Genomic DNA, 23752 nt, shown 5'->3' on the forward strand with positions numbered 1-23752 from the left:
GCACGCCCGCTAGAACGGACTGCCGGTGATCGGTGCGGCCCGATCACACGGGACCGGTCTCGGATGATCTGGATCGAGGGCATTGAGCACGAAGAACGCGGCCCGTCGCGACCCGGCGACACCGGCGTGCTCGGAGTAGTCGACGGGGCATCCGTCCTGCACGACGATGTTGTGCACGTTCGCGCCGCCCGGCTCCAGCCCGGACGTGTAGGGCACGACGAGTTCGTCGTAGCGGGTGGCGATGTTGGTGTAGGTGATGTGCGGCAGGTAGACACCACCGGCGCGCAGTTCGGTCACGAACGGCGACTTCGGGTCGAATTGCCCGCACGCCTGGCAGATCGGCAGCTGTTCGGCACTGACCCCGAGTTGCCGGACGAGCGGTAGCAACAGTCCTGCGCCAAAGGTGTTGGTCCCGTTCCACAGTGGCGCCAGGGAGACGTATTTGTCGATCTTGTCGGCGCCGCCGAGATATTTGGCGTAGTAGTCCGGTATCGCCGTTCCCTGCGAATGTCCGACGATGTCGACCTTCTCCGCACCGGTGGCGGCGAGGACCTTGTCGACGTAGCGGCCGAGTTCGGCTGCCGAATCCTGCATCGGCCCCATTCCGCCGATGGCACTGATCGGCCATGGCGCGCCGGTGATCTGACCGTAGGTGAGCGCGAAGACGCAGTACCCCTCGTTCTTCAGCAGCGGGACATAGGTACCCCAATTGGTCTGCTGCGATCCGCCCGTACCATGCACCAGCACAACCGGATTGGGATGCTCGGCGGATGGCTTGCAGTGAAAGTCGTTGGAACCGGGCAGCGATCCGCCCGGATGGGTCAGCTCGCCCGGGATACCACTCAGGAAGCTGTACTGGACCGGCAGATCGGCACGGGCCACACCGCCACCCGGTCCGACGAGCGCCGCTATCGCGGCAAGAGCGGACAGGACGGCGATGAGGATCCCCCTGGTTCTCATGATCCGAAGCTACAACTGCTCCTCCAAACGATGAGACGTTTCCAGGAATCGGTCGCAAACCGTCCGGTTTCACCCGATTTCGCCCCGAGGACGCCCGATACAGGGCCACAATAACTCTCGATCGGGGGTCGAGGTCATCACCCATGGAGGTCCATCATGAAATCGACTCTTCGCCACATGCTGGTCGCGGCCGCGGCGTCCGTCGCGCTGGTCGGCGGTGCACTCATCGCACCCGCCACCGCCGACGCCGCCCCGCCGGTCTCGGCCGAAGCGCTGGCCGCCAAACGCGCCCTCGACGCGATCACGCCGTCGCCGACGCAGGCCGCCGGCGCGATCGACGGCATCGAGGCGGCGAACGCCCTACTCGACCAGCTGGGCATCACCCCGTTCACGCCCACCATCGGTGCGTGCACCGACTTCACCTTCCCGTCGGCGATCGGCGGCGCGATTCCCGGCCCGTACACGCCGCTCGTCAAGGACCTGACCATCCTCGGCGTCGACCTCAATGCCGTCCGGGCCGGCGAGATCCTGTACGGGTTCGTACCGGTCGGGACCTTCGACGACTCCGGCGACAAGTCCGGGATGCAGGTCGCCTGGCTGAACGTGAACACCTTCCAGGGCGGTCTCGGCGCGCCCATGGGCGGACTCACCGACGTACTGGTCGACGCCGTCGCCGCACGTGCCGGCATCTCCGCGTCGAACCCGCTACTCACCGAGTTCAAGTCGAAGCTCAATGTGATCCCGTCCAACGGTGTTCGCGGCGGGATCGTCGCGACCGGTCAGGGCACGGTGCTCTCGGCGATCTACGGATCGATCAAGAAGGGCGATGCCACCTGCTACTTCTTCCCGAGCCTCGGGATCGCGACGGTCGCCTGACCTCCGAGCCCGGCGCGCGCGGATCTCACGACAGCACGCCGAGGACCTCGCGGGCCGCGCGCTGCCCGGAGCGCACCGCACCGTCCATGTAGCCGGTCCAGTAGTCGGCGGTCTCGGTGCCGGCCCAGTGGACCGGGCCCACCGGATCGCGCAGGGCGGGCCCGTACTGGGTGAGGGTGCCCGGCGAGCTGACCGCCACCGGTCCGCCCTTGGACCACGGTTCGAGATCCCACTTGAAGACGCCATGGTCGAGGTAGTCGCGGGCCTCGGGGCCGAAGTAGTCGACGAAGTTCTCGATACACTCGCGCACCAGCACCGACTCGGGCTGGTGGTCGAGGCGGCGCATGGCGTCGGCGGAGATGAAGCCCATCAGGATGTGGTGACCCTCGGTGTAGGACTCGAAGGTCACGTCGATCGGCCGGCCGTCGCCGTAGACCTGGCCCGAGAGCCCCTTCTTGCGCCAGAACGCCGTGGGATAGAGCGCGGCGAACTTGCTGACCGCACCCATGTGATAGCCGCGGTGCAGCCCCTTACGGGCCGCCGACAGGCCGGGCCGGTAGTCGATCTGGCCGCTGATGGCCGGCGACATGGCGACGACGACGCGGCGCCCGGTGAAGGTGCCCTGATCACTGGATACCGTGGCCCGCTTGCCGTTCCACGAGATCGAGCGGACCGGAGCATTGTAGACCACGCGGTCACCGAGCGCCTTGGCCATGCGCAGCGGGATCTGTGCGGCACCGCCGACGAAGAGCCGCTCCTGTGCGCCGTCGTCGGTACTGAGCAGTCGGATCAGCGTGCCGGGATTGTTCTCGTCGCCGGATGCGGCGATGTAGTTGAGGAAGTACAGCGCCGACACCTCGTCCGGTCGCACCGACAACGGCGCCGACATCGCGATCTGCATCAGGTCGCGGGCCGACTGGGTGGAGACCATCTGGTCGGTGTACTGCTTCCAGGTCAGCGAGTCCAGGTAGCGCGCATGCGGATGCTTCCACGGCTCCCCCACCGGGAACCCGGCGAGCGCGTCGGCCTGGGCGCGGGCCAGTGCCGGTCCGGCCTGCCCGATGTCGGGGATCAGCGGCAACGGAACCGACGCCGACATCCGTTGTGCCCGACCGTCGTCGAAGAAGATGCTGTCGCCGGTGTTGTAGGTGGGAAGGGTGGCGACGCCGTATTCCCTGGCGAGCGCGGCGATGTGGTTCTGGGTCGGGCCGATGAACTCGGCTCCGGCATCGAGGGTGGCGCCCAGCTTGGGCGAGGTGATGTTGTGGACGCGACCGCCCGGCCGGTCACGCGCTTCGAGGACGACGACCGACGCACCGCCTTCGACCAGAGACTTCGCCGCGGCCAGACCCGAAAGACCGGCTCCGACGACGATCGCGTCCACCTCGCCGTCGACGGGTGCAGCCTGTGCCGACCCCCGGCCGAACGTCATCGCACCTGCCGCGGCCCCGGCCGCCATCGCACTGCCCGACAAGAATCGACGCCGCGTCACACCAGAAGTCATGCTCACCTCTCACTCTCGTCACAACCCTGTCACCCGCGTGGACACGGGCATTCCTCGACCCCGATGTCGATCGTTCGATCAAGTATTTCGGGGAGCGTAACAGTGTTGGCGCGTCATCTCATGTGGAACGGTGAACGCCGGCCTCACCGACGCAGTTCGTCCAGCAGCCGTACGAAGTGCGCGGGGTCCTCGTCGTGGAAGCCGTGGCCGGTGTCGGTCTGCACCAGCCTCGCGTTCGGGAGCAACTGCGCGATCCGGGCCGCGTCGTCGTCGGAGGCGGCCCCACGGAGGATGTCGCCGTCGAAGTCCACTGCGGTGTGCACGTAGATCGTCTGCTGAACAACAGCTTTCAATGTCGACTCATGGTCGAAACCCTCGTCCCACCTGTCGGTGTAGAACGCGTCCCCGAATACCGGGTCGTAGGTCTGCATACTGCGGAGCAGGTTGTTGACCGGCCACCACCACAGGGCGAGCGGACGATCGGGATGCCGGTCGCGGGATCTGGTTCCGAGCCGGCGGATTCGGTCGGCGCCGGCCCCGAAGTATTTCCACATGTATTGGTGGACCCAGTAGTAGCGGACGAAGTCGGTGTCGTCAGCGGTGAGGAACGAGTGGCAGCAGGTCGCCAGATCGACCCAGTTCCACGTCTTTTCGGCGCGCGGAAGCAGTGTGGTGAACATCGGCGGGTCCTCGAGGAGGACTGCGGTGACGTCATCGGGAGCATTCGCGGCAAGCCATGCGGCGAGGTGCCCACCCGAGGAGTGGCCGGAGAGGACGACCGGTTCGCCGATCACGTCGTCGACGAATCGCTTCAGCAGCGCACCGATTCCGGTGGCGGTGTAGCCATCGGCGATCCGGTCCGAGCCGCCGTGGCCGGGGACGTCGACGGCGTACACGTGAAACATTGCGGCCAGTTCGGGCAGCGCAGGAGCGTACGATTTCCAGTCCGACGCCTGCCCGTGGATCAACAGCAGTGGCGGCTTCCCGCGTGCCGGCCCCTCCCCGTAGTTGATCACCACACCGTCGACGACGACCTGTTTCTCGGTGTACCCGGCGGCGAGCACCGACCACCAGTCCCGCCGGAATGTGCAGAGATTGGTCGCCGCGAATCGCGCCACCGCCGCCGCTCCGACGAGAACGGGCCCACCGATCAGTGCTGCGCGGGCGAGGGTTCGGGTGGGGCCGGTGCGGGTCACGGAGACGATGGTGCCAGATCAGCTGCACCACCGACCCGCTTCCCCGTGCTGGGCCACACGCAGATCACGCGATGACGTAGGTTCCGAAATCGCCGGTGACGCCGAGTCGCTGCATGAAGGCGATGCGGTCGAACCCTCGCGCCGCGGCGTCGTCGGCGATTGCCCGGCCCGCGGCCTCGGCTGCCGCCCTCGACTCCCAGGCCACCATCGTGACGACGTCGAAAGTGCTGTCGCCCTGGACGAGTTGGGCGACTTCGTTGCGCAGGATTCCCGGCTGCCGGCCGAGGAGTCGGTGGATTGCGTTGATCTGATCCAGGAACTCGTCCCTCGCCTCGGCCGGGACGGAGAACTTGTCGATGCGGTGCAGCAGTTCGTGTGTCATGCGACGATGATCGGAGTTCAAGTTCGGTTGAAGTCAAGACCCTGGTCGGCGCGACCGCCGGATACGACGAGCCCGCAACCGGCAGTTGACGTTTGCTAGGGTCGGGATTCAGGTGCGCGAACCGCACCCCGGACGAGGTGCACCGTACCCGGCCCCACGACAAGACGGCGCGCGCGGAGGTCGAATCGTCATGGCGTGGATCGTTCTCATCCTGTCCGGTGTCCTCGAATCGGTGTGGGCCACAGCGCTCGGCAGATCCGACGGTCTGTCGCGATGGCCGGCGACCATCGTCTTCGTGGTCGCACTCGTGGCGTCCATGGCGGGGCTGGCATTTGCGATGCGGACCCTGCCCACCGGAACCGCATACGCGGTGTGGGTGGGCATCGGGGCGTCGCTTACCGTCGTCTTCGCCATGGCCACCGGCGCCGAGTCGGCGACACTGCTGAAGGTGCTGTTCATCGCGATGATCGTCGCCGGGGTGATCGGGTTGAAGGTTGCGCACTGATCGCCGATCGAACACCATCCCGCGTACTGATCTGGTTCCCGGTTGCTGGGCACGACAAGCGGAAACGAAAAGAGTTGGCGTGTCCCACGTGAACTCACACGCCGGACTTCGGCTTGTGGGCTGCTAGCTGTACTTCCCCGACACGTTGTGAACATCTGAGATGAGGCGAAGACCTCCGGGCAGGATGTGGGTTACCACACTCACCATCTAGCCACGGAGGTCTTCGTGACCCACGCTAACGCACCCCTGACCCCGGAAGGGCGTCGCCGTCTTGCATCCCTGGTCGTCGATGACGGCTGGCCCCTGCGGCGGGCCGCTGAACGGTTCGGGTGTTCACCGGCCACAGCCAAACGCTAAGCGGAGCGTTACCGGGCCGGTGAGCCGCTGACCGACCGCAGCTCCCGTCCCGAATCCTCACCAGCGCGGCTATGTCAACGCACCGAACGCCGGATCATCGGGTTGCGCTTCACCCGACGGTGGGGGCCACACCGGATCGCCTATCACCTGCACATACCGCGGTCGACCGTCGGCCGGGTCCTGGCCCGCTACCACATGCCGCTGCTGGCACACCTGGATCAGGCCACCGGACTACCGGTCCGCAAACCCAAAGCCAAGAGATACGAAGTCGACCGGCCCGGCCGACTGGTCCATATCGACATCAAGAAGCAAGGCACAATCCCTGACGGCGGCGGCTGGCGTGTGCATGGGCGTGGCTCGGCCGCTGACCGCGAAGCCGGCCGTTCCCGTGATCGAGCCGCCCGGCGTGGGGCCAGGAGCTCCCGCGGGTACCGGTACCTACACCACGCGGTCGATGACTACTCCCGGGTGGCCTACTCGGAGATCCTTGATGACGAACGTAAAGAGACCGCCGCAGGGTTCTGGCTCCGTGCAAATGCGTTCTTCGCCGGTATCGGGGTCACCGTCACCGCGGTAATGACTGACAACGGGTCATGTTACCGCTCAAAGGATTTCGCTGCGGCGCCGGGTGAGAACATCAAGCACAAGAGGACCAGGCCGTACCGGCCGCAGACCAACGGGAAAGTCGAACGGTTCAACCGCACCCTGGCCGCTGAATGGGCCTACGCCCGCCCCTACACCAGCGAGAGCGACCGTGCCCTGGCCTACCAAACATGGATCCACCACTACAATCATCACCGACCCCACACCGGCATCGGCGGACTGACTCCCTCAGCCCGTGTTCACAACCTCACGGGGAAGTACAGCTAGTCGACCTCAACGTCAAGCGCTGCTGCTATCCGGTTTGCATCGTCGACACCGAGTGCGAACAACCCGTCAATGTACTCGACAAGCAGTCCTCCGCTCGATGGACTCGCACTGAACTCTCCCGGGTCTAACGTTGCACCGTCGATGTGGTGTCTAACGCGCGGTCCCAGGTATGTAAGCCAGCCAGGAATACCTGTGATCAGCTCGCCATCGCCAGCAGGATCGAGCCCGAAGCCATTACATGCGAGAAGTGGTGCGCCGCCGGACACCGAGGCAACGTCCGGGCGAACTCCTTCAACCACAGCATTCAACACGGCCCTCAACGCTGTCTCATCGGGCGACCTCTGACCACTGACAGCACCATGCAATACCTTAGGTCGTTCGATATTTATGGTCACTGCCAGACGGTCCAGTGATTCGTCATCACCGGTCACGACACGGATGACCAGCTCTACCGCGCCACCGACCACACCCATGTGATCCGCGTTGACCACACGGATATCGTGCCGGGGAAATCGACCCTCCAGCGCCATCGGTGGCGTCAACCACGCGTCGATATTCCGGACGTCCTCCGCCGTACGAAGACGCACCCCTGGCACGTGGTCAGCACTGACGGGTACCCATCGTGCTGACGCCCAGAACCCCGACGTGCTTTCGAGAGCGTCGAACATGTTGCCCAGAAGGTCGAATGGGTCGGCTGTAGGGTCGGCTGCGGACACGGCGTTCACCGCGAACAACCCTCCGCGCTCCACCGACAACTCACGCTCAAACGCGTGAAAGTAGTCCCGCTCACGATTCCACCGGGGTCCTTCTAACAACCCCGTGGATGGAGGAGCTGGTTCGTTTCCTGACAGATAACCTGACAAGTACCCGCGCGCGTACTCCGACTGCACAATGATGTCGCGAGGATGCGCAGATTGACCGACACGGTCACGAAGGCTGAACAGGCTAACCAGCCCTCGGAACGTGTGCGGATTGCCACTGATCACGAAAGGCTCATCACCGCGTCCGACAACTCGCACCACCAGCCGAGAATCGGCCCAACCGGGTAGATCAAACCCTGAATCACAGCTCCGACTATCAGATTTCATCGTGTGTGCCCGTTCGGATATACATTGACATGCTTACCTGTCTTCGGGTCGGTGACATCCCAGTGTCCACCACCGTGCCCGGATTTGTCCCAAGTCCATATGCGGCCCTTCTTGTCGGGAAAACTACCGTTATTTGGAACTGGAGATCCGTCCGGATTTCGCTGGATGTTTCGCGGCGGCACGTATGGTACATCACCGCTCGTCGGTAGCTGGTTTGTGTGGTTACCGCTCCCCCATTCGGGATGGGGCACATCCGCGCTATTGCCGTCTCCTGGTTCATTGTTCTTCGTGAAGTACTGACTGATCCAATCCTTCACCTTATCGACCTGGTCGGCGAGCCATCCAGGAAGCTTGTCGATCATCAGATCGGGCAGTTGGTCGGGGTGGGTACGTACCCACTCCCAGCCGTATTCGCTGATGATCGCGGCCATGATGGCGGAGAGCAAGAGGGCAAGAATCGCAGCTTCAGCAGCGTCATCGATAAGGAAGAAGACCGGGTCAGCCTCGATCCCCTTGTCGCCGCCAGGAGCCACGGAATTCGGCAACGTGAACGACGGCTGCTCGGCCTGCGGATCAGGAGACGGCTCAACATCAGGAGCAGGAGCAGGAGCAGGAGCAGGAGCAGGAGCTGGCTCGGGCGCTGGCTCGGGCGCTGGAGCAGGGGCAGGCGACGCGGCAGCCAGAGGGGACTGTGGTGTGAACTGCGAGTCTCCGCCCGTACCACCACTGCCGTTTGTATTCGCGTTGTCGCCGCTACCGCTGGTACTGCTGCTTGCTGGCGGATCGTGATCCTCGTTGTCCACGCGGGCATCTGCCTTCGGATCGTCGGGACCCGGTTGCGGCCGAATCGCTGCAGCCTGAACATAACCGAAGCGGCCACCCCCAACACTCTGCGGAGCATCAGAACTTCCCGACTTCGCCGACCCGCCTCCAATGGCTGCGCGCCGTACCCGCGGGTTCGCCGCCGCGAATGCCGCCGCACCCGCCACGACCCAAGCCGCGAGCGGGATGTCCGGTTGTGTCGATCCCGAATCCAACACCCGTGGCGGGTTGCTAAGCTGCGGGTTTGCCGACACTGCACCCGGTACCGTCGTCACCGCAGGGGCAGCGGTAGTGGGCACCACCGAAATCTGCACGGTGTTGTCGCCTGGTGGTACCGGTTGCGGTGCGGTCGGACGGACGCCGCCAGTGTTCGAGTTGGTCGGCGCGGAGCTGCCGTTACCGTCGCCACCGGCAGCGGGTGGTTGCGGGACAGCCTGTCTGGGCACAGTCACGATCGGTGTGCCGTTGCCTTCGCCCGGGCCCGGCCCAATATTGGAGCCGACCTGCGGGCCACCCGATCCCGCGCCGTCGGCGCCGGCTGTGGGTGCCGGTGTGTTCGTGGTCGGTTGGAAGGTGTTGGTGGGTACCGAGATACACGGCCAGTTCGACCCGTACTGGGCGCGCATCTGATCACACAACGCATCCGCATGTGCCGGCGCCGGATCGGTTCCCAACGCGGCCACGGTCGCTCCGCCGCCGATCGTCAGCACCGCGGCGGCCAGCAGCCCGGCGCCGAGGCGACGGCGCGGTGTTCGGTGACGCCCCAGGCGAGGTTCAGCCGTCGCCGGCCCTTCTGAGTGGTCTGGGTGTTGCAGGCCGCTGCGGGTCACTTGTCTTTGCCCCACATCAGAGCACCGAGGATCGCGTCCGCACCAGCCCAGAACCAGCGTCCGGCGATCGACATCACGAGAAAGAACACGAGGAACACCGGGATCACACCCCACCGCTCCGACCACTCACCGAGATTCGACAGGTTCGCCGCCGCCAGCACTAGCAGCGCACAACCGGCGAGAAACAACACCACCTTCAATACCGGCACCCCTCCGCCAGTGGATGCGTCCCCGGCTTCTGTTGCGGCGTCCGTCTCAGCGGACAGGTGATCGGCAGTGTCGGGTTCTGTGGGGAGTTCGGTGGTCACGGCGTCGGCGTCACGGCGATGCGCGCCACCTGGAACGGACGAAGTGGGAGCAGTCATTCGGGATCAGAGCCCTTCGTAGAGAAGATTCAAGTACCGAGGTGGAGGAACGTCGTACCTCGCGCATTGCACGGCCACGCACGACGCTGCGGATGACAACGACGACAGGTCAGAGGTAGTGCGGCTTTCCGTACACGTTGATCGTGTTGTCGTTCAACGCTGTTGACACGCTCACCGTCACGTACGCACGCAGCGCGACCGGCCCCAGACAGCCATCGACCTTCACATGCATCCCGTCGACGGTGATGCCGGCTTTCCCGGTCTGCATCTTCTTCGACCCGAACGGAATATCGGCGATCGTGCCCGGCCGCAGAGTGGTGGCGATGTTCGGGGTGACCGTCGCCCCGATCACCACCGCCGGCGGATAGGAGATGTTCATCTGCGCCGACGGCCCACCCGACACACCGACCGTGGCACCCGAGGTGACATCGGTATTGCAGCCGATCTGAAACCCTGCTGCGACAGTGCCCGCCTGCACCGGCACCGACCCCGTCCCCGCGATGACACCCTGACCCTTGAGGGTCAGGAAACCCTCTCTCGTCCATGGTGACTGATTAAGGGGCGGCACCGAACGCACCTGCTCATGCGACTTGACCGCCGACACGACCCAGCCGTCATCCGTGCGTTTCGTTGTCTGTTGGTCAGCGGACGAACTCGGGGCAGCATCAGATACACCCGCCCCGATCACCGACGCGGCCACCGCGAGCGCGGCGAACACGCCTGTCAGCCCCGATCGTCCCCACGCCCAACTTCCATCGCTCACCATGACGCCACCCCTTACCCCCATCAGTGCACCACCGTGGATGCGTGGTGCCAGATTCTGAACTGACCTGGGCACCCAATCACGGCCCGTGGAATTCGTCACCCTAAAGATGGGAATTGCTTTCGCCAATTTCGAAACCGTGCTGGTAGGGCGATAAGCGGACGGACCGGACCGGAGAGAATTCATGCGGAGACACTCCGAGAATGGGCACCAAAATCTCGTAGCGAAGAGCACTGCACACTGGGTCCGGGCAGAGCATGCCGACAGCACCTTCGGCACTGACAGGCACGAAGCTCAACATCTATTCTCGTAGCCAAGAGTGACCATGCGCTTCTGACGTGCTCACCGAGCGAAAGATACGCTGCAAGGGCTCGCCAACCTCACGTCAACGTTGCGATGGACTACTCTGCACCGCGTGGCACGAGTTGAACTGCCGACCATTATCGACGATCTCGACGGCACCCTGCTCGAGATTGACGACGTTCATTCCGTCGACTGGTCCTGGAATGGTGTTGCGTACAGGCCGGATGTCTCCAGCGCGAACCTCGACAAAATCGAGACGGGCACCATCCCCCTCGCCACACATCTCGCGTCCTCCACCCGCGTCGGCGAACGCCGCCGGGGGAGTACCTCGCAACGCGCTCTTCGGGAATCCGAGTCCACGGCCTCCAGTCGCACAGTGACGAGTGGTGCCGCACAGATAGGCGAGTGGGAGACCGCACACGGTTACGACGTGTCCGCACGGGGAAGAATTACGAACGCGCTGCGCGACGCCTACCTCGCCGCTACGCGCTGAGCACGCCCCACCTCAGTATTCGAGGTGTCAGGACTGGCCGTTGCCGTCACCCTGTGGCCCACACTCGCGTCGTTCTGGGGATCGCGTTGTGCATACGCGTGGGGTTGTCATCGACGGTGGTAGCTGGTGCGCTTGCAGGTTTCTTGGGTGTGCCAACAGAGCTCTCCCTGGTGCGATCTCGGCAACCGTGATTGTAATCGTATGCGAGCCGTGGTCGGCGCCGTTCCAGCCCATCGCCACCGGCGTCCTGACCATCGGCCTCATCCGGGCCTGCCTCGAACTGATCGCCGACACTCGAGCGCTCTATGCGACAACTTCCGACCACGTCCGCCGTCAACTCAACCAGGCGATCTTCACGTGGCTCTACATTGAGGACGACGAAGTCACCGGACACAGGCTCACCGATGAGTTCGACGATCTCCTCGACATCCAAGAACGATGGAGAGCCATCACTGTCAGTCAAAAGAAAGTCGGCCCTCCCGAAGGAGGACCGACCGATTCTCACGCGTCTCTTTTGAGTAAGCCCGCACTGAGCATCTCTGAGGACGATGTTTTGAGTGCGGAACAAATGGTGGAGCTAGGGAGAATCGAACTCCCGACCTACTCGATGCGAACGAGTCGCGCTACCAACTGCGCCATAGCCCCGTGCCGGTCTCTCGACCAACCTCAGACACCTTATCAGCACCCTGACCGGAGTTCATAAACGGCTGGTCAGGGGCCTGTCGAGTCCGTGTGTACGCTGGGCGACGTGGCCCAGATGAGCGACAAGCAGCTGGTGAAGGCCCTCGACGCGGCGATCTCGGTGATCGATCCGATGCTCGACGTACTGGCCGGCGCCGATCCCCTCGGACTCAAACCCCACACCTTCGACTCCGCAGATGAGCACACCTCCCCGATCGCGCGGGCGGGGCATGTGGCGGCCGGTGTGCTCGACGTGGCGGACTGGCCAGGTACCCAGGGCTGGTCACAGCGGTCGATGAACGAACGGGCCGACTGGTGGATCAGCCGGCTCGGAACGGTCAACACCGTCGCGGTGGCCTACCCCGGCGTGTTCGGGGCGTGGACCAGATTCTTCCCGCTCAGCACGTCGCTCGGCTTCGCGAACCAAGCGGTGATGCTGATCGCCATCGCCCGCGAATACGGTGTCACCGACCGCGATCAGCAGATCCGGCTGCTCGCCTCCGTGCTGTGCCGACGCGAGCTGCCCGACGAGCTGACCGTCACTCCCCCGCCGCATGCGCCGCGTCGCCAGACGCGGTCGGTGGTCGGCAGTCTCTGGGACGTGGCGCAGATCCTGCGGCGCGCAGACAACGAAATGGGGCGCCGCCCGCAGGCGACGCCCCCGTTCTCGACGTTGTCGTGGATTCCGATCCTCGGCGCCCCGACCCTGTATGTCGGTGAGCGCCTTGCCTTGTGCCGGGCGGCGCGAACCGGGCGTGCATGGATTGCCACACACCCGGATGCGATCACCGTCAGCCGGCCACTGCCTGCCTGAAGTCGGGGTCCTCGCGCATGACCCGACGCCGCTGGAACGGTGGCAGATGGTCGAACACCGGGTCCTCGTCGTCGATCTCGAGCACCACGGCCCCACCCGGGCGACGCAGCCGCGGCGGCGGAGGCGTCGCCGCGAACTCCGGCACCCGCTCCTGCCGGGCCAGGCGTTCGGCCTCGGCGCGGGCGGCACGACGGGCACGGGCGGCGCGCTGTGCACGGATCTGCTGCTCCGCCTTGACCGTTCGACGCAGGTAGAACAGGTAGCCCACCAGCATCAGTACGGTGACGCCGGTGGCGATCCACCCGAGGGTGCCCAGCACGACCCCGGCGATCACCGCGACGATCACCAACGCGATCAGGCCGATGCTCACACGCTGACGTTCCTTGTAGCGCAACCGATCCGCGCCGGCCTCCGGCGAGTACGGGCTCCGACGTCCGGTTGTCTTCTCCGCCTTGGCCGCAGCCGGTTCGGCCTCGGCCTCGTACTTCTTGGTGTCGGGCTTCACCGGTTCCTCGTCCTCGTACTCGTCGTACTCGTCATCGAGATCGTCGTCGTACTCGGCATCGTCTTCGAGATCGTCGTCGTACTCGGCGTCCGCATCGTCGACGTCGTCCTCGTACTCGTCGTACTCCGAGTCCTCGTATTCGGAATCCTCGTAGTCGTCGTACTCGGCGTCGTCGTCGAGATCGTCGTCATACTCGGCATCCTCGGCGAGGTCGTCCTCGTACTCGGCATCCTCGGTGAGTTCCTCGACGCCGGCAGCCGAGACGGTTTCGATCACGTCCACCTCGACCTCCACCACGTCGATCTCGACGTGGGTCACGGTCACGCGCACATCCTCGTCGGAATCGGCAGCGTCTGCACCGTCCTCGACAACACCGGTGAGCACGTCGGCGTCGGAGTCGGCGGCGTCGGAGTCCGCAGCATCGGAGTCGGCGGCGTCGGTGGCGGTGTCCTCGACGCCGTCGGTGGCCTCGGATGCCACCGTGGTCTTCTCCGTCGCCTTCTCGCCGGTCTCGACATCGAGATCGGCGGCATCGAGATCGGTGTCGGCGTCGTCCCGCTCGGTGTCGGCCTCGTCGATCACCGCGGTCGCACCGGCGGTGCGGGTCGTGGTCCGACGCTGCGACTTCCACTCGGGGTCGTGCGGGTGCGATCCCGCGGCCCGACGACGGGCGCTGCGGGTCCGGGTTCCGCCGCGATGCAGCAGCCGGGTCGCGCGGGCGACGTCGGTGGACTTCTTCACCTGCGGGCGGCCTTTGATCACCATCGGGACCAGCACGAAGAGCCACACCGCGACGAGGCAGACCCACAGTACGGAATTCGGCATGACTGTCCCTTTCTTTCACTCTGGTTACATCGGACCACCCCACAATCTATGGCTCCGACGCCCACATGCCCGTCCGACGCGCCGACACACCGGAATATTCCAGCACTTCACACGGGTTTCTCAGAGTGTCGCGGTCACCCGACCGGTCCGCCGGCCCCGTCCGCGACGAACCGGGCGTCGACGGCGACGAAGATGTCGATGTCGTCGGCACGCAGATCCACCGAAACCGACGGCGGGCCGCCGTCCGTGGCGGCCAACGCCATATCGTAGCCACCACGCGCCGACGGCCCGTCCCCGAGCATCCCCGGATCCGACAACGCGACCGCGACCACCGGCCCCGATCCCACCGCATCGGCATAGGCCTGCGCCTTGGCCACGGCATCGGCCACCGCCTCGCGGCGAAGGTCGGCCTCGTGACGCCGCCGGCTCTCCGCGCGCAGCTTCCACCGCACCGTTCCGACGTTCACGCCGTCACGCACGGCCCACGAGTCGATGAACCGGCTCAGCGCCTCGAAGTCGGTGAACTCGGCCTCCACCCCGAAGTCGGTGGCATAGGCCGGCGGCTGCAACCGGCCGTCGCGATCGGTGGGACGGTACGACCGTACCCACACCGAATCGCCGGTCCATCGCACCGCGACCTGCCGCTCGACGTGGTCGTCGAGTTCGGCGGCCAGACGCGAGCGCACCTCGACGGCCCGGTTGTACACCGAATCCCGTTGCTCCCCCGACATTCCCACGCTCAGCGACACGATTGCCCGCTCGGGCGCGTACTTTCCTCGTGCGGTCCCGCGGACCACGATCTCCAGTGGCGGCATGCGGTCAACCTAGACCGCACCCCCGACAACCGGCACCGATCGGCCGAAGCGGGCCGACGGCGCCGGACCGTCACGGGTGCGCCGACGGTCAGAGAAAACTCGCGCGTCCGGTGCGGACGAGCCGTTGCGCCGCACTCTCGGTGAGCTCCTCGACGGTGAGCGCGAACAGGAAATGGTCACGCCACTTCTTGTTGACGTCCATATACCGTTCCAGCAGCCCTTCCTTGCGGAAGCCGACCTTGCCGAGCACGGTCTGCGAGGCCACATTGGCCGGTTGCACGGTGGCGTCGAGCCGGTGCAGTCCCACCGGACCGAAGCAATGGTCCACCCCGAGGGCCACCGCCGCGGTGGCCACCCCCTTGCCGGCATATCCGTCGTCCACCCAGTACCCGATCCAGGCGGTACGCACCGCCCCGCGCTGGATGTTGCCGACGGTGAGCTGCCCGGCATAGTTGCCGTCCACCTCGATCACGAACGGCAGCAGGTTGCCCTTCTTGGCCTCGGATTTGAGGACCGCGAACAGCGGTGGCCACGAACTCGTCTGATGTCGCGACGCCCAGGACCCGATCCCGGTGGGTTCCCAGGGCAGCAAGGAGTTCTGATTCCGGATCCGCAGGTCGCTCCAGTCCTTGGCGTCACGCAGCTTGACCGGCCGAACCGTGACCGCCCCCGCACGCGTGCCCAACGGACCGAGCGTCGCCGGCCATCCCGGACTGACCGGATCGCCACTCAACCACCTGAACACAACAGGGAGTCTAGGGGGTGGCCGCGACACGTCGGGCAGGTAACCGGGCAGAAATGAACTTGTTCACCCCGACGGTCGGCGCCGGTCAGCCGCGTTGGGCGAGGAAGGCCACCTCGACCTCGTCACCGATGCCGAGCTCTTCGACGTCGGGTTCGACGATGATCAGACAGTTGGCCTCGGCGAGCTCGGCGAGCAGATGCGACGACCCGGTGGGCGACGCCCCGAGCACCTGCACCAGATACTCCCCGGTGCGCTCCTCACGCATCAGCTGGCCGCGCAGATATCCCTTGCGCCCCTTGGCCGATGCGATCGGGCCGATGGTGCGGGCGGTGACCACCCGACGCATCGGCTGACGCTTGCCCAGCGCGATCCGGATCAGCGGGCGCACCATCACCTCGAAGGAGACCAGCGCACTGACCGGGTTGGCGGGCAACAAGAAGGTGGGCACCTCGTCGCGGCCGAGGCGGCCGAATCCCTGCACGGAGCCGGGATGCATGGCCACCCGCACCACCTCGAGGTCACCGAGATCGGACAGGGCGTCGACGACGGCACGTCCGGCCTCGCCGCCGAGGCCACCGCAGATCACCACGATCTCCGACCGGATGAGTTGCGCCTCAACCACTTCCCGCATCCGGGAGCTGTCCCGCTCGGCGATGCCGACGCGGTTGACGTCGGCGCCGGCGTCACGGGCGGCGGCGGCGATGGCATAGCTGTTGACATCGAAGACCTGGCCCGGTCCGGGCGAGCGGTCGATGTCGACGAGTTCGGAACCGATCGAGATCACCGACAGCCGCGGCCGCGGATGCACCAGCACACGGGCGCGGCCGACCGCCGCGAGCAGACCGACCTGGGCGGGACCGATGATCGATCCGGCACGCACGGCCACATCCCCGGGCTGTACGTCGTCGCCGATGCGGCGCACATAGTCGCCACTCTCGACGCCGTGACCGATCTTGACCTTGGACTCGCCGCCGTCGGTCCAGCGGACCGGCACCACCGCATCGGCGAGGGTGGGCATGGGCGCTCCGGTCTCCACGCGCACCGCCTGCCGCGGCTGCAGCCGCGTGGGGGTGCGGGCGCCCGGCTCGACCTGTCCGACCACCGGCATCGACACGATCATCGGTTCACCGGCGGTGAGGTCGACCAGTTCGACGCCGCCGGCGTCGAACTCCTCGAGATCGGCAGGGGCCTCCACACCGGCGAGCCCCACGTCCACCGCGCGGACGGCATAACCGTCGACGGCGACCTGGTCGAAGCCCGGCATGGGTCGTTCGGTGACGACCTCCTCGGCACACATCAGACCCTGCGCCTCGGAGATGGCGACCCGCACCGGGCGGGGTGCGACCGCGGCTGCGGTCACCAACGTCAGATGATCCTCAACCGAACGCATCTCACCTCACTCGCGGCTCGTCGTCATCGGCCGGCGCACAAGCGGCCTCTGTAGACGTTAGGACGTCACACCGGAATAGCCACGGAGGCGCGCGGAGGCACCCCGCACCGGGTTTCAGTCGTCGGTGAGTCGCTTCTCCAGCCACTCCCGCAGGTCCGGGCCGTAATCGTCACGGTCGAGCGCGAAGTCGACGGCCGCCTTCAGGTAGCCACCCGGGTTGCCCAGGTCGTGGCGGGTGCCGTGGTGCACCACCACGTGCACGGGCTCGCCCTCCTCGATGAGCAGTGCGATGGCATCGGTCAGCTGCAGCTCACCACCGGCCCCGGGCTCGATCCGGCGCAGCGCGTCGAAGATCTTGCGGTCGAGGATGTAGCGGCCCGCGGCGGCCAGATTCGACGGCGCATCCTCGGGTGCCGGCTTCTCCACCATGCCCTTGAGGCGCTTGACGTTGGGGTTCTTGGCGTCGGGGAGTTCCTCGACGTCGAAGACGCCGTAGGCGCTGATCCGGTCGCCGGGCACCTCGATGGCGCACAGCACCGACCCGCCGCGACGCTCACGGGTCCGGGCCATCACCTCGAGCACACCGCCGGGCAGCACGAGGTCATCGGGCAGCAGCACCGCGATGGCGTCCTCGTCGTCGTCGAGGTAGGGCTCCACACAGCCGACGGCGTGACCGAGGCCGAGCGGCTTCTCCTGCACCACCGACGCCACGTCCAGCAACGACGGCGCCTTGCGGACCTTGGCGAGCATCGCGGCCTTGCCACGCTTGGCGAGGGTGTTCTCCAGCACCAGGTCTTCGACGAAGTGCGCGACCACACCGTCCTTGCCGGGCGAGGTGATGATCAGCAGACGCTCGGCACCGGCCGCCTTGGCCTCCTCCGCGACGAGCTCGATACCGGGGGTGTCGACGACGGGGAGCAGTTCCTTGGGCACCGTCTTGGTGGCCGGGAGGAAACGGGTGCCCAGACCGGCGGCGGGCACCACAGCGGTACGCGGGATCGGCGGGGTGTCCGGCACATCGCTGTACTCGGGGAACTCGTTCGGATCTCTCACGCTGGGCGTCATGGGGAACACCCTAATCTCGGGAGCCGGGAACCAGCCACACAAAGGGTTGCGGAATCCTGGGAGACCGGGTGTGACTCAGCCGACGGGCAGAAGTGGATCAAGATGTCGAAAACCGGGCTGCGCGCCGATTTCTCGAATCGCCGCGCGCAAATGACCAGGGAATTCCGCGAAAATGCGGCCGAGCAACTCGTGAAACGGTTGTCGGAGAGCCCGTTTGCGATCTCCGGTGAGACCGTCGGAGCGTACGTTCCGGTGGGGTCCGAACCCGGATCTGTGAGATTTCTCGACATACTTGCCGAACTCGGCGCCACCGTGCTTTTGCCCGTCGTCCCCGACGGTGATCCGGCCCCGCTGAATTGGGTCGCCTACGATCCGTCGTCATCTCTGGAACGACGCCGCTGGGGTCTGCTCGAGCCGGCCGGCGGGCCGCTCGGCGTGGACGCCATCGACATCGCATCGGTGATCTTCGTGCCCGCACTAGCCGTCGACGCGGCCGGCGTTCGCCTGGGCCGGGGTGCCGGCTACTACGACCGGACCATCCACCGCACCGCCGCCGAGCTGGTTGCGGTGGTCTACGACCACGAGGTGGTCGACGAACTCCCCGGCGACCCCCACGACATCCCGATGGGATGGGCCCTCACCCCCGGCGGCGGGTTCCGTCGGCTGGGGTGAGCCGCAGGACCCCGGAACGCCGACGGCGGGACCACCTGTGTCAGGTGATCCCGCCGTGCGGAAGACTCGTGATGGACTAGCCGGTGATCAGGCAGTTGCCGCCCCAGAACCAATCCGGGAGCTGGATGCCATTGGCGACCTTCACATTGTCGACGGTCTTGGCGTTGCCGTTCTGCGAGGCGGTGATGGTGTACACACCAGGTGCGCTCGGCTTCCAGGTCGCCGTCACGGTATTGCTGCCGCCCTCAGTCGGCTCGACCTCAGCGAACTGAGTGGGACTCCCACCGGCGGGCGTCACAGAGAACGTCACCTTGTCCTTAGCCACCACCGAGCTGACCTTCGCCGACACCTTGTACGAGCATCCTGCGCCGTACACGCCCTCAGATGATCCGTAGCCGGACGGGGTGTCGATGCCGACCGAGGTCACATTCGCCGATGCCGGAGCGGCCATCGCAACGCTCAGCGCACCGGCGGCGATCAGTGCGGCGGCTCCGCCGGCAACTCGGATTCGGTTGGTCTTCTGTGCAGCCATCTGCAGACTCCTTGCTCGTGGGTACACGCCCGTCCCGACGAGGGCGCAACGCAGCAAACGCTAGCAGAGCAACGAGGAACAGCAACGGCATTCGATCCCATTGACCGAGGTCGAAGTAAAATCACCATCCGGAATTCATCTGGTCGACGGAACGCATTTCGTACACGTTGCCGAACCGGAAATCCGGGAAGTCGCCGGGAATTCACCCGTCGGACATGTCCGGCGGGTGAATCGGGAACTCAGGCGGAGGCCGGAGCCGCCGAGGTGGTGGTGCTCGACGACGAACTGCTCGACGACGAGGAATCGCTCGAGGAGGTGCTCGACGAGGTCGACTCCGACTTCGATGAGGAGGAACTGGTCTCCGATGCCGACGACCCGTTGCGCGAGTCGGTGCGGTAGAAGCCGCTGCCCTTGAACACGATGCCCACCGAGTTGAACAGCTTGCGCAGCCGGCCGGTGCACTGCGGGCACTCGGTCAGCGCGTCGTCGGAGAACGACTGGACGATGTCGAACTGGTTGTCGCACTCCGTGCACGCGTACGAGTAGGTGGGCACCTGAAACCTCCACAAGAAACGTCGATGACTCGGATAGTTTAACCGAAACTGGCACTCGATCATTCCGAGTGCCAACGACAGCGACCAACGGCGCCGGTCAGGGCGCTGTTCTGCCCCCGATCACGTCGAGGTCGTGGTCGCAGACATCGTCCCGGTTCATGTCGGGATCACGCATCTTGCGGGCATCCCAGCGCAGCATCACCGCACCGATCACCGCGGCGATCACCGACCCCACCAGGATCGCGGCCTTGGCCGCCGAGACGTGCGGCGAGTCGGCGTCGAACGACAGCTCGGCGATCAGCAGGGCCACCGTGAACCCGATCCCGGTCAGCATGCCGACCGGCAGCAGATCACGCAGCCCGATCGCGTCGGGCAGCCGCAGCGGCGTGAACCGGGTCATCAGCGCCGTCGCCCCCAACACCCCGACGATCTTGCCGACCACCAGACCCACGACGATCCCGATGGACACCGGTTGGATCATCGAGCCCGAGCCACCGACCACCGACACCCCGGCAGCGGCGAAGGCGAACAGCGGTACCGCCACCGCACCCGACCACGGCCGGACGCCTTCGCCGAGGAGTTCGGTACGGCTGAGCCGCTCACCGCGGATCGCCCGCGCCGGGACGACGAACCCGAGCAGGACGCCGGCCACCGTCGCATGCACCCCGGAGGCATGCATGAAGCCCCAGGCCACCAGCGCGATCGGCAACAGCAGCCACCGCGCCGACCACGACAGGTGGACCACGATCGCGAACACCACCACCGCACCGATCGCCGCGAGCAGCATCACGACGTCGATCGAGTCGGTGTACACGGTGGCGATCACGATGATGCCGAGCAGATCGTCCACCACGGCAAGGGTCAGCAAGAAGGTCCGCAACGCCACCGGCAGCCCCCGCCCGAACAACGCCAGGACCGCGAGCGCGAATGCGATGTCGGTGGCGGTGGGAATCGCCCAGCCGTGCAGGCCCGAGGTCTCCCCCGCGAGCCCGACGACGAGGACATAGCAGAGGGCGGGTGTGATCATCCCGGCCACCGCCGCGACGATGGGGACACCGGCGAGCCGCAGGTCACGCAGACTCCCGGCGACGAACTCCTGCTTCAGTTCCACGCCGACGACGAAGAAGAACACCGCCAGCAGACCGTCGGCGGCCCACTGCCCCAATGACATGTGCAGGTGCAGCGACTCGGGCCCCACCTCGATGGCCAGAAGGTCGTGATAGACCTCGCGCCACGGGGTGTTGGCCCAGATCACCGCGACCGCGGCGAAAGCCAGCAGCAGGATCCCGCTGGTGGTGTCGAGGGCGAGGGCGCTGCGCAGACGCGCACGACGCACCGCGACGCCAGAAGGACGGGCCGGATGCGGCGGGGTGGGATTCGATGCGGCGGAATCGGCTGGCACCTCGGGGCTCCTGATCGGTCCGGCGAACGCGCACGGTTCGCATCACATCCGCCCCGATCACCGGGACGGGCCGACCAGACTTCCCGGCACACCTGGTCGCCCATTCTCCCCGTTACCGGTCCGCCGCGCCAATCGAGGTGGATCTGTGGACAACTCCCCTGCCTCCGGCGGTTGTCCACAAGAGCGGTCGGCGGGCCCGCGCACCCCGTCGTCGCCGATACCGTCGGCCGCATGGATCTCCGCCCGCGCGCCGGTTCCCTCTCCCCGCGACTTCGCGACCGGATCGCCCATGCGCTGCGGCCGGGATGGACGAGGTCGGTGTTGCTGCGGCGCGCCGTCGCGATCGTCATCGTGGTGGTCGCGGTGGTCGTCGGGCTCGGCGGAGCGCGCAGTACCCGCGCGACATCGGTGATGGTGGCCGCCCACGAGCTTGCGCCGGGGCAGATCCTGACCGGATCTGATCTGCGCGCCACACCGATTCCGGTGGATCTGGTGCCCGACGGCGCGCTCCTGATGGCCGCCGAGGCCGACGGCCGTACCGTGACCGGGCCGATCCGTGCCGGGGAGATCGTCACCGATGCACGGCTGCTCTCGGCGCGGCTCCCGATGCAACTGACCGGAGATCCGTCCGCCCGGCTGGTGCCGGTACGGCTCGACGACGACGCCGTGACCACCGTGTTGCGCACCGGCGACGTGGTCGATGTGCTCACCGCCGAGACCTCGGTGGTGGCCCGTGACGCCGTGGTCGCGCTGGTCGCGGCCCCGACGGCGGCAGGGCCGACCCGGGCGGCCGGCGCTGCGCCGGTGCTGCTGGCGATGACCGAGACCGCCGCACATCGGGTCGCCGCGATCGGTCTCGATGTGCCGCTCGCCGTGGTCCTGCATTGACGATCTGCCACGACCGGCATCGTCGTCGGCGACCCCGGTATCGACCACTCGAGTTGATCGCCTGATCAGGCGAAGACATGCGAAAAACGCGGCGGAACGAAATACGCAGGCTCGGTTACGATCCTGGATAGAGTGTTCACCACGTCCGTGCCCATCGGAGCGCCACCCGGCATGGATACCCCAGCGCAGGGAACCGATCAGGAGAGGACCGGAACGTGCTCAAGGGATTCAAGGACTTCATACTCAAAGGCAATGTGATCGATCTGGCCACGGCGGTCATCATCGGCACCGCCTTCACGGCCATCGTCACGGCCTTCACCGACGGTATCGTCCAGCCGATCATCAACACCATCCCGTGGAGCCCTGATCAGGCTGCCGGCCTCGGCTTCAACATCATCAGTGACAAGCCGTCGACCTTTGTGAATCTCGGTTCGGTGATCACCGCGACGATCAACTTCCTGATCATCGCGGCGGTGGTGTACTTCATCATCATCCTGCCGTACAACAAGCTCGCCTCGCTCGCCGGTTTCGGTGGCGAGAAGGAGCTCGTGGCCACCGAGGTCGACCTGCTCACCGAGATCCGCGACCTGCTCGACCCGGACGCCGCCGAGAAGGCCGCTGCCGCCAAGGCTGCTGCCGACGAGGAGGCCGCCGCGGCGAAGGCGACCGCCGCCTTCGACAAGCCGTCGGGTCCGCCGCCCGCCGTGGCGCCACTGCCCGAGACCACGCGGATCAGCACACCCCCGCCTGCCGCCCCCTACGGCGAGCCCACCCCGTACAGCGATCCCGCCCCGTCGGGGCCGATCGTCCCGGAGTCGCCGTACACACCCGGCGCCGGGTTCCCTCCCCAGGGCGCTCCCACTCCGCCGCCGGCTCCCGGCAACTACCCGCCGCCGGCCAACTATCCGCCGGCCGGTGCCCCGCAGGGCGGCTCGTACCCGCCGCCCGGCAACTACCCGCCGGCAGGCCAGCCGTACCCGGGCGAGACCTATCCCGGCGAGCAGTACCCCGGCGACTACCCGCCCGACGGCCCGGGACGCCATTCCCGCTGAGCGGCCTCGTGCGCAAGGCCATACGGCACAATCGAATACCGCCTGAGTTCGAGTACAGCACCGAGTTCGAGTACAGCACCGAGTTGACCGAGCGGCCCGCGTCCACGACGCGGGCCGCTCGTCGTCGTCCACCGCCACCGCCCGGCAGTTGCCAGCGGCCTCACAGCCCGGCCCGATCCGACGGCAAGGTACGGCTCGTAGATTGGTAGATGTCGGTCGCAACACCCGGACCGATGCGCGGTTCGTTCGAGCACCGCGCCCGACCGCCCACCACGTGTTCTCCCCCGACGCGCACATGGTGGGCGGTCGTCGTCTCGGTGGGCCCGCCCCCGCGCGGTGGTGGCCGTGTTGGGATGTCGGAGAACCGTTCTCGCCGAGCATCCGCTCGACGCCACTCCGAGACAACACTTCTCGAAGAAGCCGCCGTCTCAGGCCACCGACGAGCTCGGCGACCTCCGGACATGCACAAGGGCGGGAACCGGATTCCGGTTCCCGCCC

Annotated in this window: 23 protein-coding genes, 1 tRNA gene, 1 pseudogene and 1 riboswitch; of the genes and pseudogenes, 8 read left to right on the forward strand and 17 right to left on the reverse strand. The window is 66.4% G+C overall.

What is annotated here, in order from left to right; genetic code table 11:
• Window positions 1-9: 9 nt before the first annotated feature.
• Complete coding sequence (locus tag Q9K23_RS06250; protein WP_020790305.1) at window positions 10-960, reverse strand: alpha/beta fold hydrolase; 951 nt, start codon at window positions 958-960, stop codon at window positions 10-12.
• Between the two features lie 156 nt (window positions 961-1116).
• Here Q9K23_RS06250 and Q9K23_RS06255 point away from each other — a divergent pair, with 156 nt between their 5' ends.
• Entirely contained in the window at window positions 1117-1836 is a 720-nt protein-coding gene (locus Q9K23_RS06255) for a hypothetical protein (RefSeq protein WP_053776856.1), read from the forward strand.
• 25 nt (window positions 1837-1861) lie between these two features.
• Here Q9K23_RS06255 and Q9K23_RS06260 read toward each other — a convergent pair whose 3' ends face one another.
• The 3 genes from Q9K23_RS06260 to Q9K23_RS06270 form a co-directional block, all read right to left on the reverse strand.
• The gene (locus tag Q9K23_RS06260; protein WP_053776857.1) at window positions 1862-3340 is read right to left on the reverse strand and encodes an FAD-dependent oxidoreductase; all 1479 of its coding nucleotides are present in this window, start codon (window positions 3338-3340) and stop codon (window positions 1862-1864) included.
• 143 nt (window positions 3341-3483) lie between these two features.
• Window positions 3484-4536: an alpha/beta hydrolase gene (locus tag Q9K23_RS06265; protein ID WP_020790445.1), complete on the reverse strand. Its 1053-nt coding sequence runs from the start codon at window positions 4534-4536 to the stop codon at window positions 3484-3486.
• 64 nt (window positions 4537-4600) lie between these two features.
• Window positions 4601-4918, reverse strand: coding sequence for an antibiotic biosynthesis monooxygenase (locus Q9K23_RS06270; RefSeq protein WP_053776858.1), 318 nt, complete (start codon window positions 4916-4918; stop codon window positions 4601-4603).
• 107 nt (window positions 4919-5025) lie between these two features.
• A riboswitch (guanidine-III (ykkC-III) riboswitch) is annotated at window positions 5026-5092 on the forward strand.
• Between the two features lie 16 nt (window positions 5093-5108).
• Here Q9K23_RS06270 and Q9K23_RS06275 point away from each other — a divergent pair.
• Window positions 5109-5423: a multidrug efflux SMR transporter gene (locus tag Q9K23_RS06275; protein WP_053776859.1), complete on the forward strand. Its 315-nt coding sequence runs from the start codon at window positions 5109-5111 to the stop codon at window positions 5421-5423.
• A gap of 225 nt (window positions 5424-5648) precedes the next feature.
• Window positions 5649-6650: pseudogene (locus Q9K23_RS06280) on the forward strand (IS481 family transposase).
• On the opposite strand, the gene Q9K23_RS06285 reads toward Q9K23_RS06280, so the two are convergent.
• From Q9K23_RS06285 to Q9K23_RS06300, 4 genes are all read right to left on the reverse strand, one after another.
• Window positions 6647-7375, reverse strand: coding sequence for a hypothetical protein (locus tag Q9K23_RS06285; RefSeq protein WP_152972682.1), 729 nt, complete (start codon window positions 7373-7375; stop codon window positions 6647-6649). The pseudogene Q9K23_RS06280 and the gene Q9K23_RS06285 sit on opposite strands and share 4 nt — an antisense overlap.
• A gap of 359 nt (window positions 7376-7734) precedes the next feature.
• Window positions 7735-8541, reverse strand: coding sequence for a hypothetical protein (locus Q9K23_RS06290; RefSeq protein WP_160319589.1), 807 nt, complete (start codon window positions 8539-8541; stop codon window positions 7735-7737).
• Between the two features lie 845 nt (window positions 8542-9386).
• A complete protein-coding gene (locus Q9K23_RS06295; RefSeq protein ID WP_053776860.1) occupies window positions 9387-9698 on the reverse strand; it encodes a hypothetical protein in 312 nt (103 codons plus the stop codon).
• Window positions 9699-9864: 166 nt separating this feature from the next.
• Window positions 9865-10473, reverse strand: a complete 609-nt coding sequence (locus Q9K23_RS06300) for an MspA family porin (RefSeq protein ID WP_020792860.1) — start codon at window positions 10471-10473, stop codon at window positions 9865-9867.
• Window positions 10474-10933: 460 nt separating this feature from the next.
• On the opposite strand from Q9K23_RS06300, the gene Q9K23_RS06305 reads away from it, so the two are divergent.
• Window positions 10934-11314 carry a histone-like nucleoid-structuring protein Lsr2 gene (locus Q9K23_RS06305; protein ID WP_020792863.1) on the forward strand — a complete coding sequence of 127 codons (381 nt, stop codon included), beginning with the start codon at window positions 10934-10936 and terminating at the stop codon, window positions 11312-11314.
• Window positions 11315-11883: 569 nt separating this feature from the next.
• Here Q9K23_RS06305 and Q9K23_RS06310 read toward each other — a convergent pair.
• Window positions 11884-11959: transfer RNA gene (locus Q9K23_RS06310), tRNA-Ala, on the reverse strand.
• A 103-nt stretch (window positions 11960-12062) separates the two neighbouring features.
• On the opposite strand from Q9K23_RS06310, the gene Q9K23_RS06315 reads away from it, so the two are divergent.
• Window positions 12063-12809, forward strand: a complete 747-nt coding sequence (locus Q9K23_RS06315; RefSeq protein WP_053776862.1) for a hypothetical protein — start codon at window positions 12063-12065, stop codon at window positions 12807-12809.
• Here the strand turns inward: Q9K23_RS06315 and glpR are convergent.
• The 5 genes from glpR to Q9K23_RS06340 all read right to left on the reverse strand — a co-directional run bounded on the left by glpR (window position 12787) and on the right by Q9K23_RS06340 (window position 18154).
• Complete coding sequence (gene glpR / locus Q9K23_RS06320; protein ID WP_053776863.1) at window positions 12787-14139, reverse strand: gephyrin-like molybdotransferase receptor GlpR; 1353 nt, start codon at window positions 14137-14139, stop codon at window positions 12787-12789. The genes Q9K23_RS06315 and glpR overlap by 23 nt on opposite strands.
• A 134-nt stretch (window positions 14140-14273) precedes the next feature.
• Complete coding sequence (locus Q9K23_RS06325) at window positions 14274-14954, reverse strand: SIMPL domain-containing protein (RefSeq protein ID WP_053776864.1); 681 nt, start codon at window positions 14952-14954, stop codon at window positions 14274-14276.
• Between the two features lie 88 nt (window positions 14955-15042).
• Window positions 15043-15699 (reverse strand): GNAT family protein, encoded by a 657-nt coding sequence (locus Q9K23_RS06330; RefSeq protein WP_020790421.1) that lies wholly within the window; start codon window positions 15697-15699, stop codon window positions 15043-15045.
• An 85-nt stretch (window positions 15700-15784) separates the two neighbouring features.
• On the reverse strand, window positions 15785-17089 hold the full coding sequence (gene glp, locus Q9K23_RS06335; RefSeq protein WP_053776865.1) for a gephyrin-like molybdotransferase Glp: 1305 nt from the start codon (window positions 17087-17089) through the stop codon (window positions 15785-15787).
• A 114-nt stretch (window positions 17090-17203) separates the two neighbouring features.
• Complete coding sequence (locus Q9K23_RS06340; RefSeq protein ID WP_053776866.1) at window positions 17204-18154, reverse strand: UTP--glucose-1-phosphate uridylyltransferase; 951 nt, start codon at window positions 18152-18154, stop codon at window positions 17204-17206.
• Between the two features lie 102 nt (window positions 18155-18256).
• On the opposite strand from Q9K23_RS06340, the gene Q9K23_RS06345 reads away from it, so the two are divergent.
• Window positions 18257-18826 carry a 5-formyltetrahydrofolate cyclo-ligase gene (locus Q9K23_RS06345; protein ID WP_020791226.1) on the forward strand — a complete coding sequence of 190 codons (570 nt, stop codon included), beginning with the start codon at window positions 18257-18259 and terminating at the stop codon, window positions 18824-18826.
• Window positions 18827-18902: 76 nt separating this feature from the next.
• Here the strand turns inward: Q9K23_RS06345 and Q9K23_RS06350 are convergent, their stop codons facing one another.
• From Q9K23_RS06350 to nhaA, 3 genes are all read right to left on the reverse strand, one after another.
• Window positions 18903-19358: a hypothetical protein gene (locus tag Q9K23_RS06350; RefSeq protein WP_020791227.1), complete on the reverse strand. Its 456-nt coding sequence runs from the start codon at window positions 19356-19358 to the stop codon at window positions 18903-18905.
• A 239-nt stretch (window positions 19359-19597) separates the two neighbouring features.
• Entirely contained in the window at window positions 19598-19912 is a 315-nt protein-coding gene (locus Q9K23_RS06355) for an FmdB family zinc ribbon protein (protein WP_020791224.1), read from the reverse strand.
• A gap of 97 nt (window positions 19913-20009) precedes the next feature.
• Window positions 20010-21248: a Na+/H+ antiporter NhaA gene (gene nhaA, locus Q9K23_RS06360; RefSeq protein WP_053776915.1), complete on the reverse strand. Its 1239-nt coding sequence runs from the start codon at window positions 21246-21248 to the stop codon at window positions 20010-20012.
• Between the two features lie 297 nt (window positions 21249-21545).
• Here nhaA and Q9K23_RS06365 point away from each other — a divergent pair, with 297 nt between their 5' ends.
• Window positions 21546-22202, forward strand: a complete 657-nt coding sequence (locus Q9K23_RS06365; protein ID WP_053776867.1) for an SAF domain-containing protein — start codon at window positions 21546-21548, stop codon at window positions 22200-22202.
• A gap of 215 nt (window positions 22203-22417) precedes the next feature.
• Window positions 22418-23254 (forward strand): large conductance mechanosensitive channel protein MscL, encoded by an 837-nt coding sequence (mscL, locus tag Q9K23_RS06370; protein ID WP_059036599.1) that lies wholly within the window; start codon window positions 22418-22420, stop codon window positions 23252-23254.
• The last annotated feature ends 498 nt before the right edge of the window (window positions 23255-23752 follow it).

It is taken from the genome of Gordonia sp. NB41Y (genome assembly GCF_030718915.1).
GTDB lineage: Bacteria > Actinomycetota > Actinomycetes > Mycobacteriales > Mycobacteriaceae > Gordonia > Gordonia desulfuricans.

Coding starts and splice junctions, on each gene's coding strand:
- Q9K23_RS06275 (WP_053776859.1), top strand. CDS start 5,109: ATGGCGTGGATCGTTCTCATCCTGTCCGGTGTCCTCGAATCGGTGTGG.
- Q9K23_RS06260 (WP_053776857.1), bottom strand. CDS start 3,340: ATGACTTCTGGTGTGACGCGGCGTCGATTCTTGTCGGGCAGTGCGATG.
- Q9K23_RS06345 (WP_020791226.1), top strand. CDS start 18,257: ATGTCGAAAACCGGGCTGCGCGCCGATTTCTCGAATCGCCGCGCGCAA.
- glp (WP_053776865.1), bottom strand. CDS start 17,089: ATGCGTTCGGTTGAGGATCATCTGACGTTGGTGACCGCAGCCGCGGTC.
- Q9K23_RS06270 (WP_053776858.1), bottom strand. CDS start 4,918: ATGACACACGAACTGCTGCACCGCATCGACAAGTTCTCCGTCCCGGCC.
- Q9K23_RS06350 (WP_020791227.1), bottom strand. CDS start 19,358: ATGGCTGCACAGAAGACCAACCGAATCCGAGTTGCCGGCGGAGCCGCC.
- Q9K23_RS06255 (WP_053776856.1), top strand. CDS start 1,117: ATGAAATCGACTCTTCGCCACATGCTGGTCGCGGCCGCGGCGTCCGTC.
- Q9K23_RS06340 (WP_053776866.1), bottom strand. CDS start 18,154: ATGACGCCCAGCGTGAGAGATCCGAACGAGTTCCCCGAGTACAGCGAT.
- Q9K23_RS06325 (WP_053776864.1), bottom strand. CDS start 14,954: ATGCCGCCACTGGAGATCGTGGTCCGCGGGACCGCACGAGGAAAGTAC.
- Q9K23_RS06250 (WP_020790305.1), bottom strand. CDS start 960: ATGAGAACCAGGGGGATCCTCATCGCCGTCCTGTCCGCTCTTGCCGCG.
- Q9K23_RS06365 (WP_053776867.1), top strand. CDS start 21,546: ATGGATCTCCGCCCGCGCGCCGGTTCCCTCTCCCCGCGACTTCGCGAC.
- glpR (WP_053776863.1), bottom strand. CDS start 14,139: ATGCCGAATTCCGTACTGTGGGTCTGCCTCGTCGCGGTGTGGCTCTTC.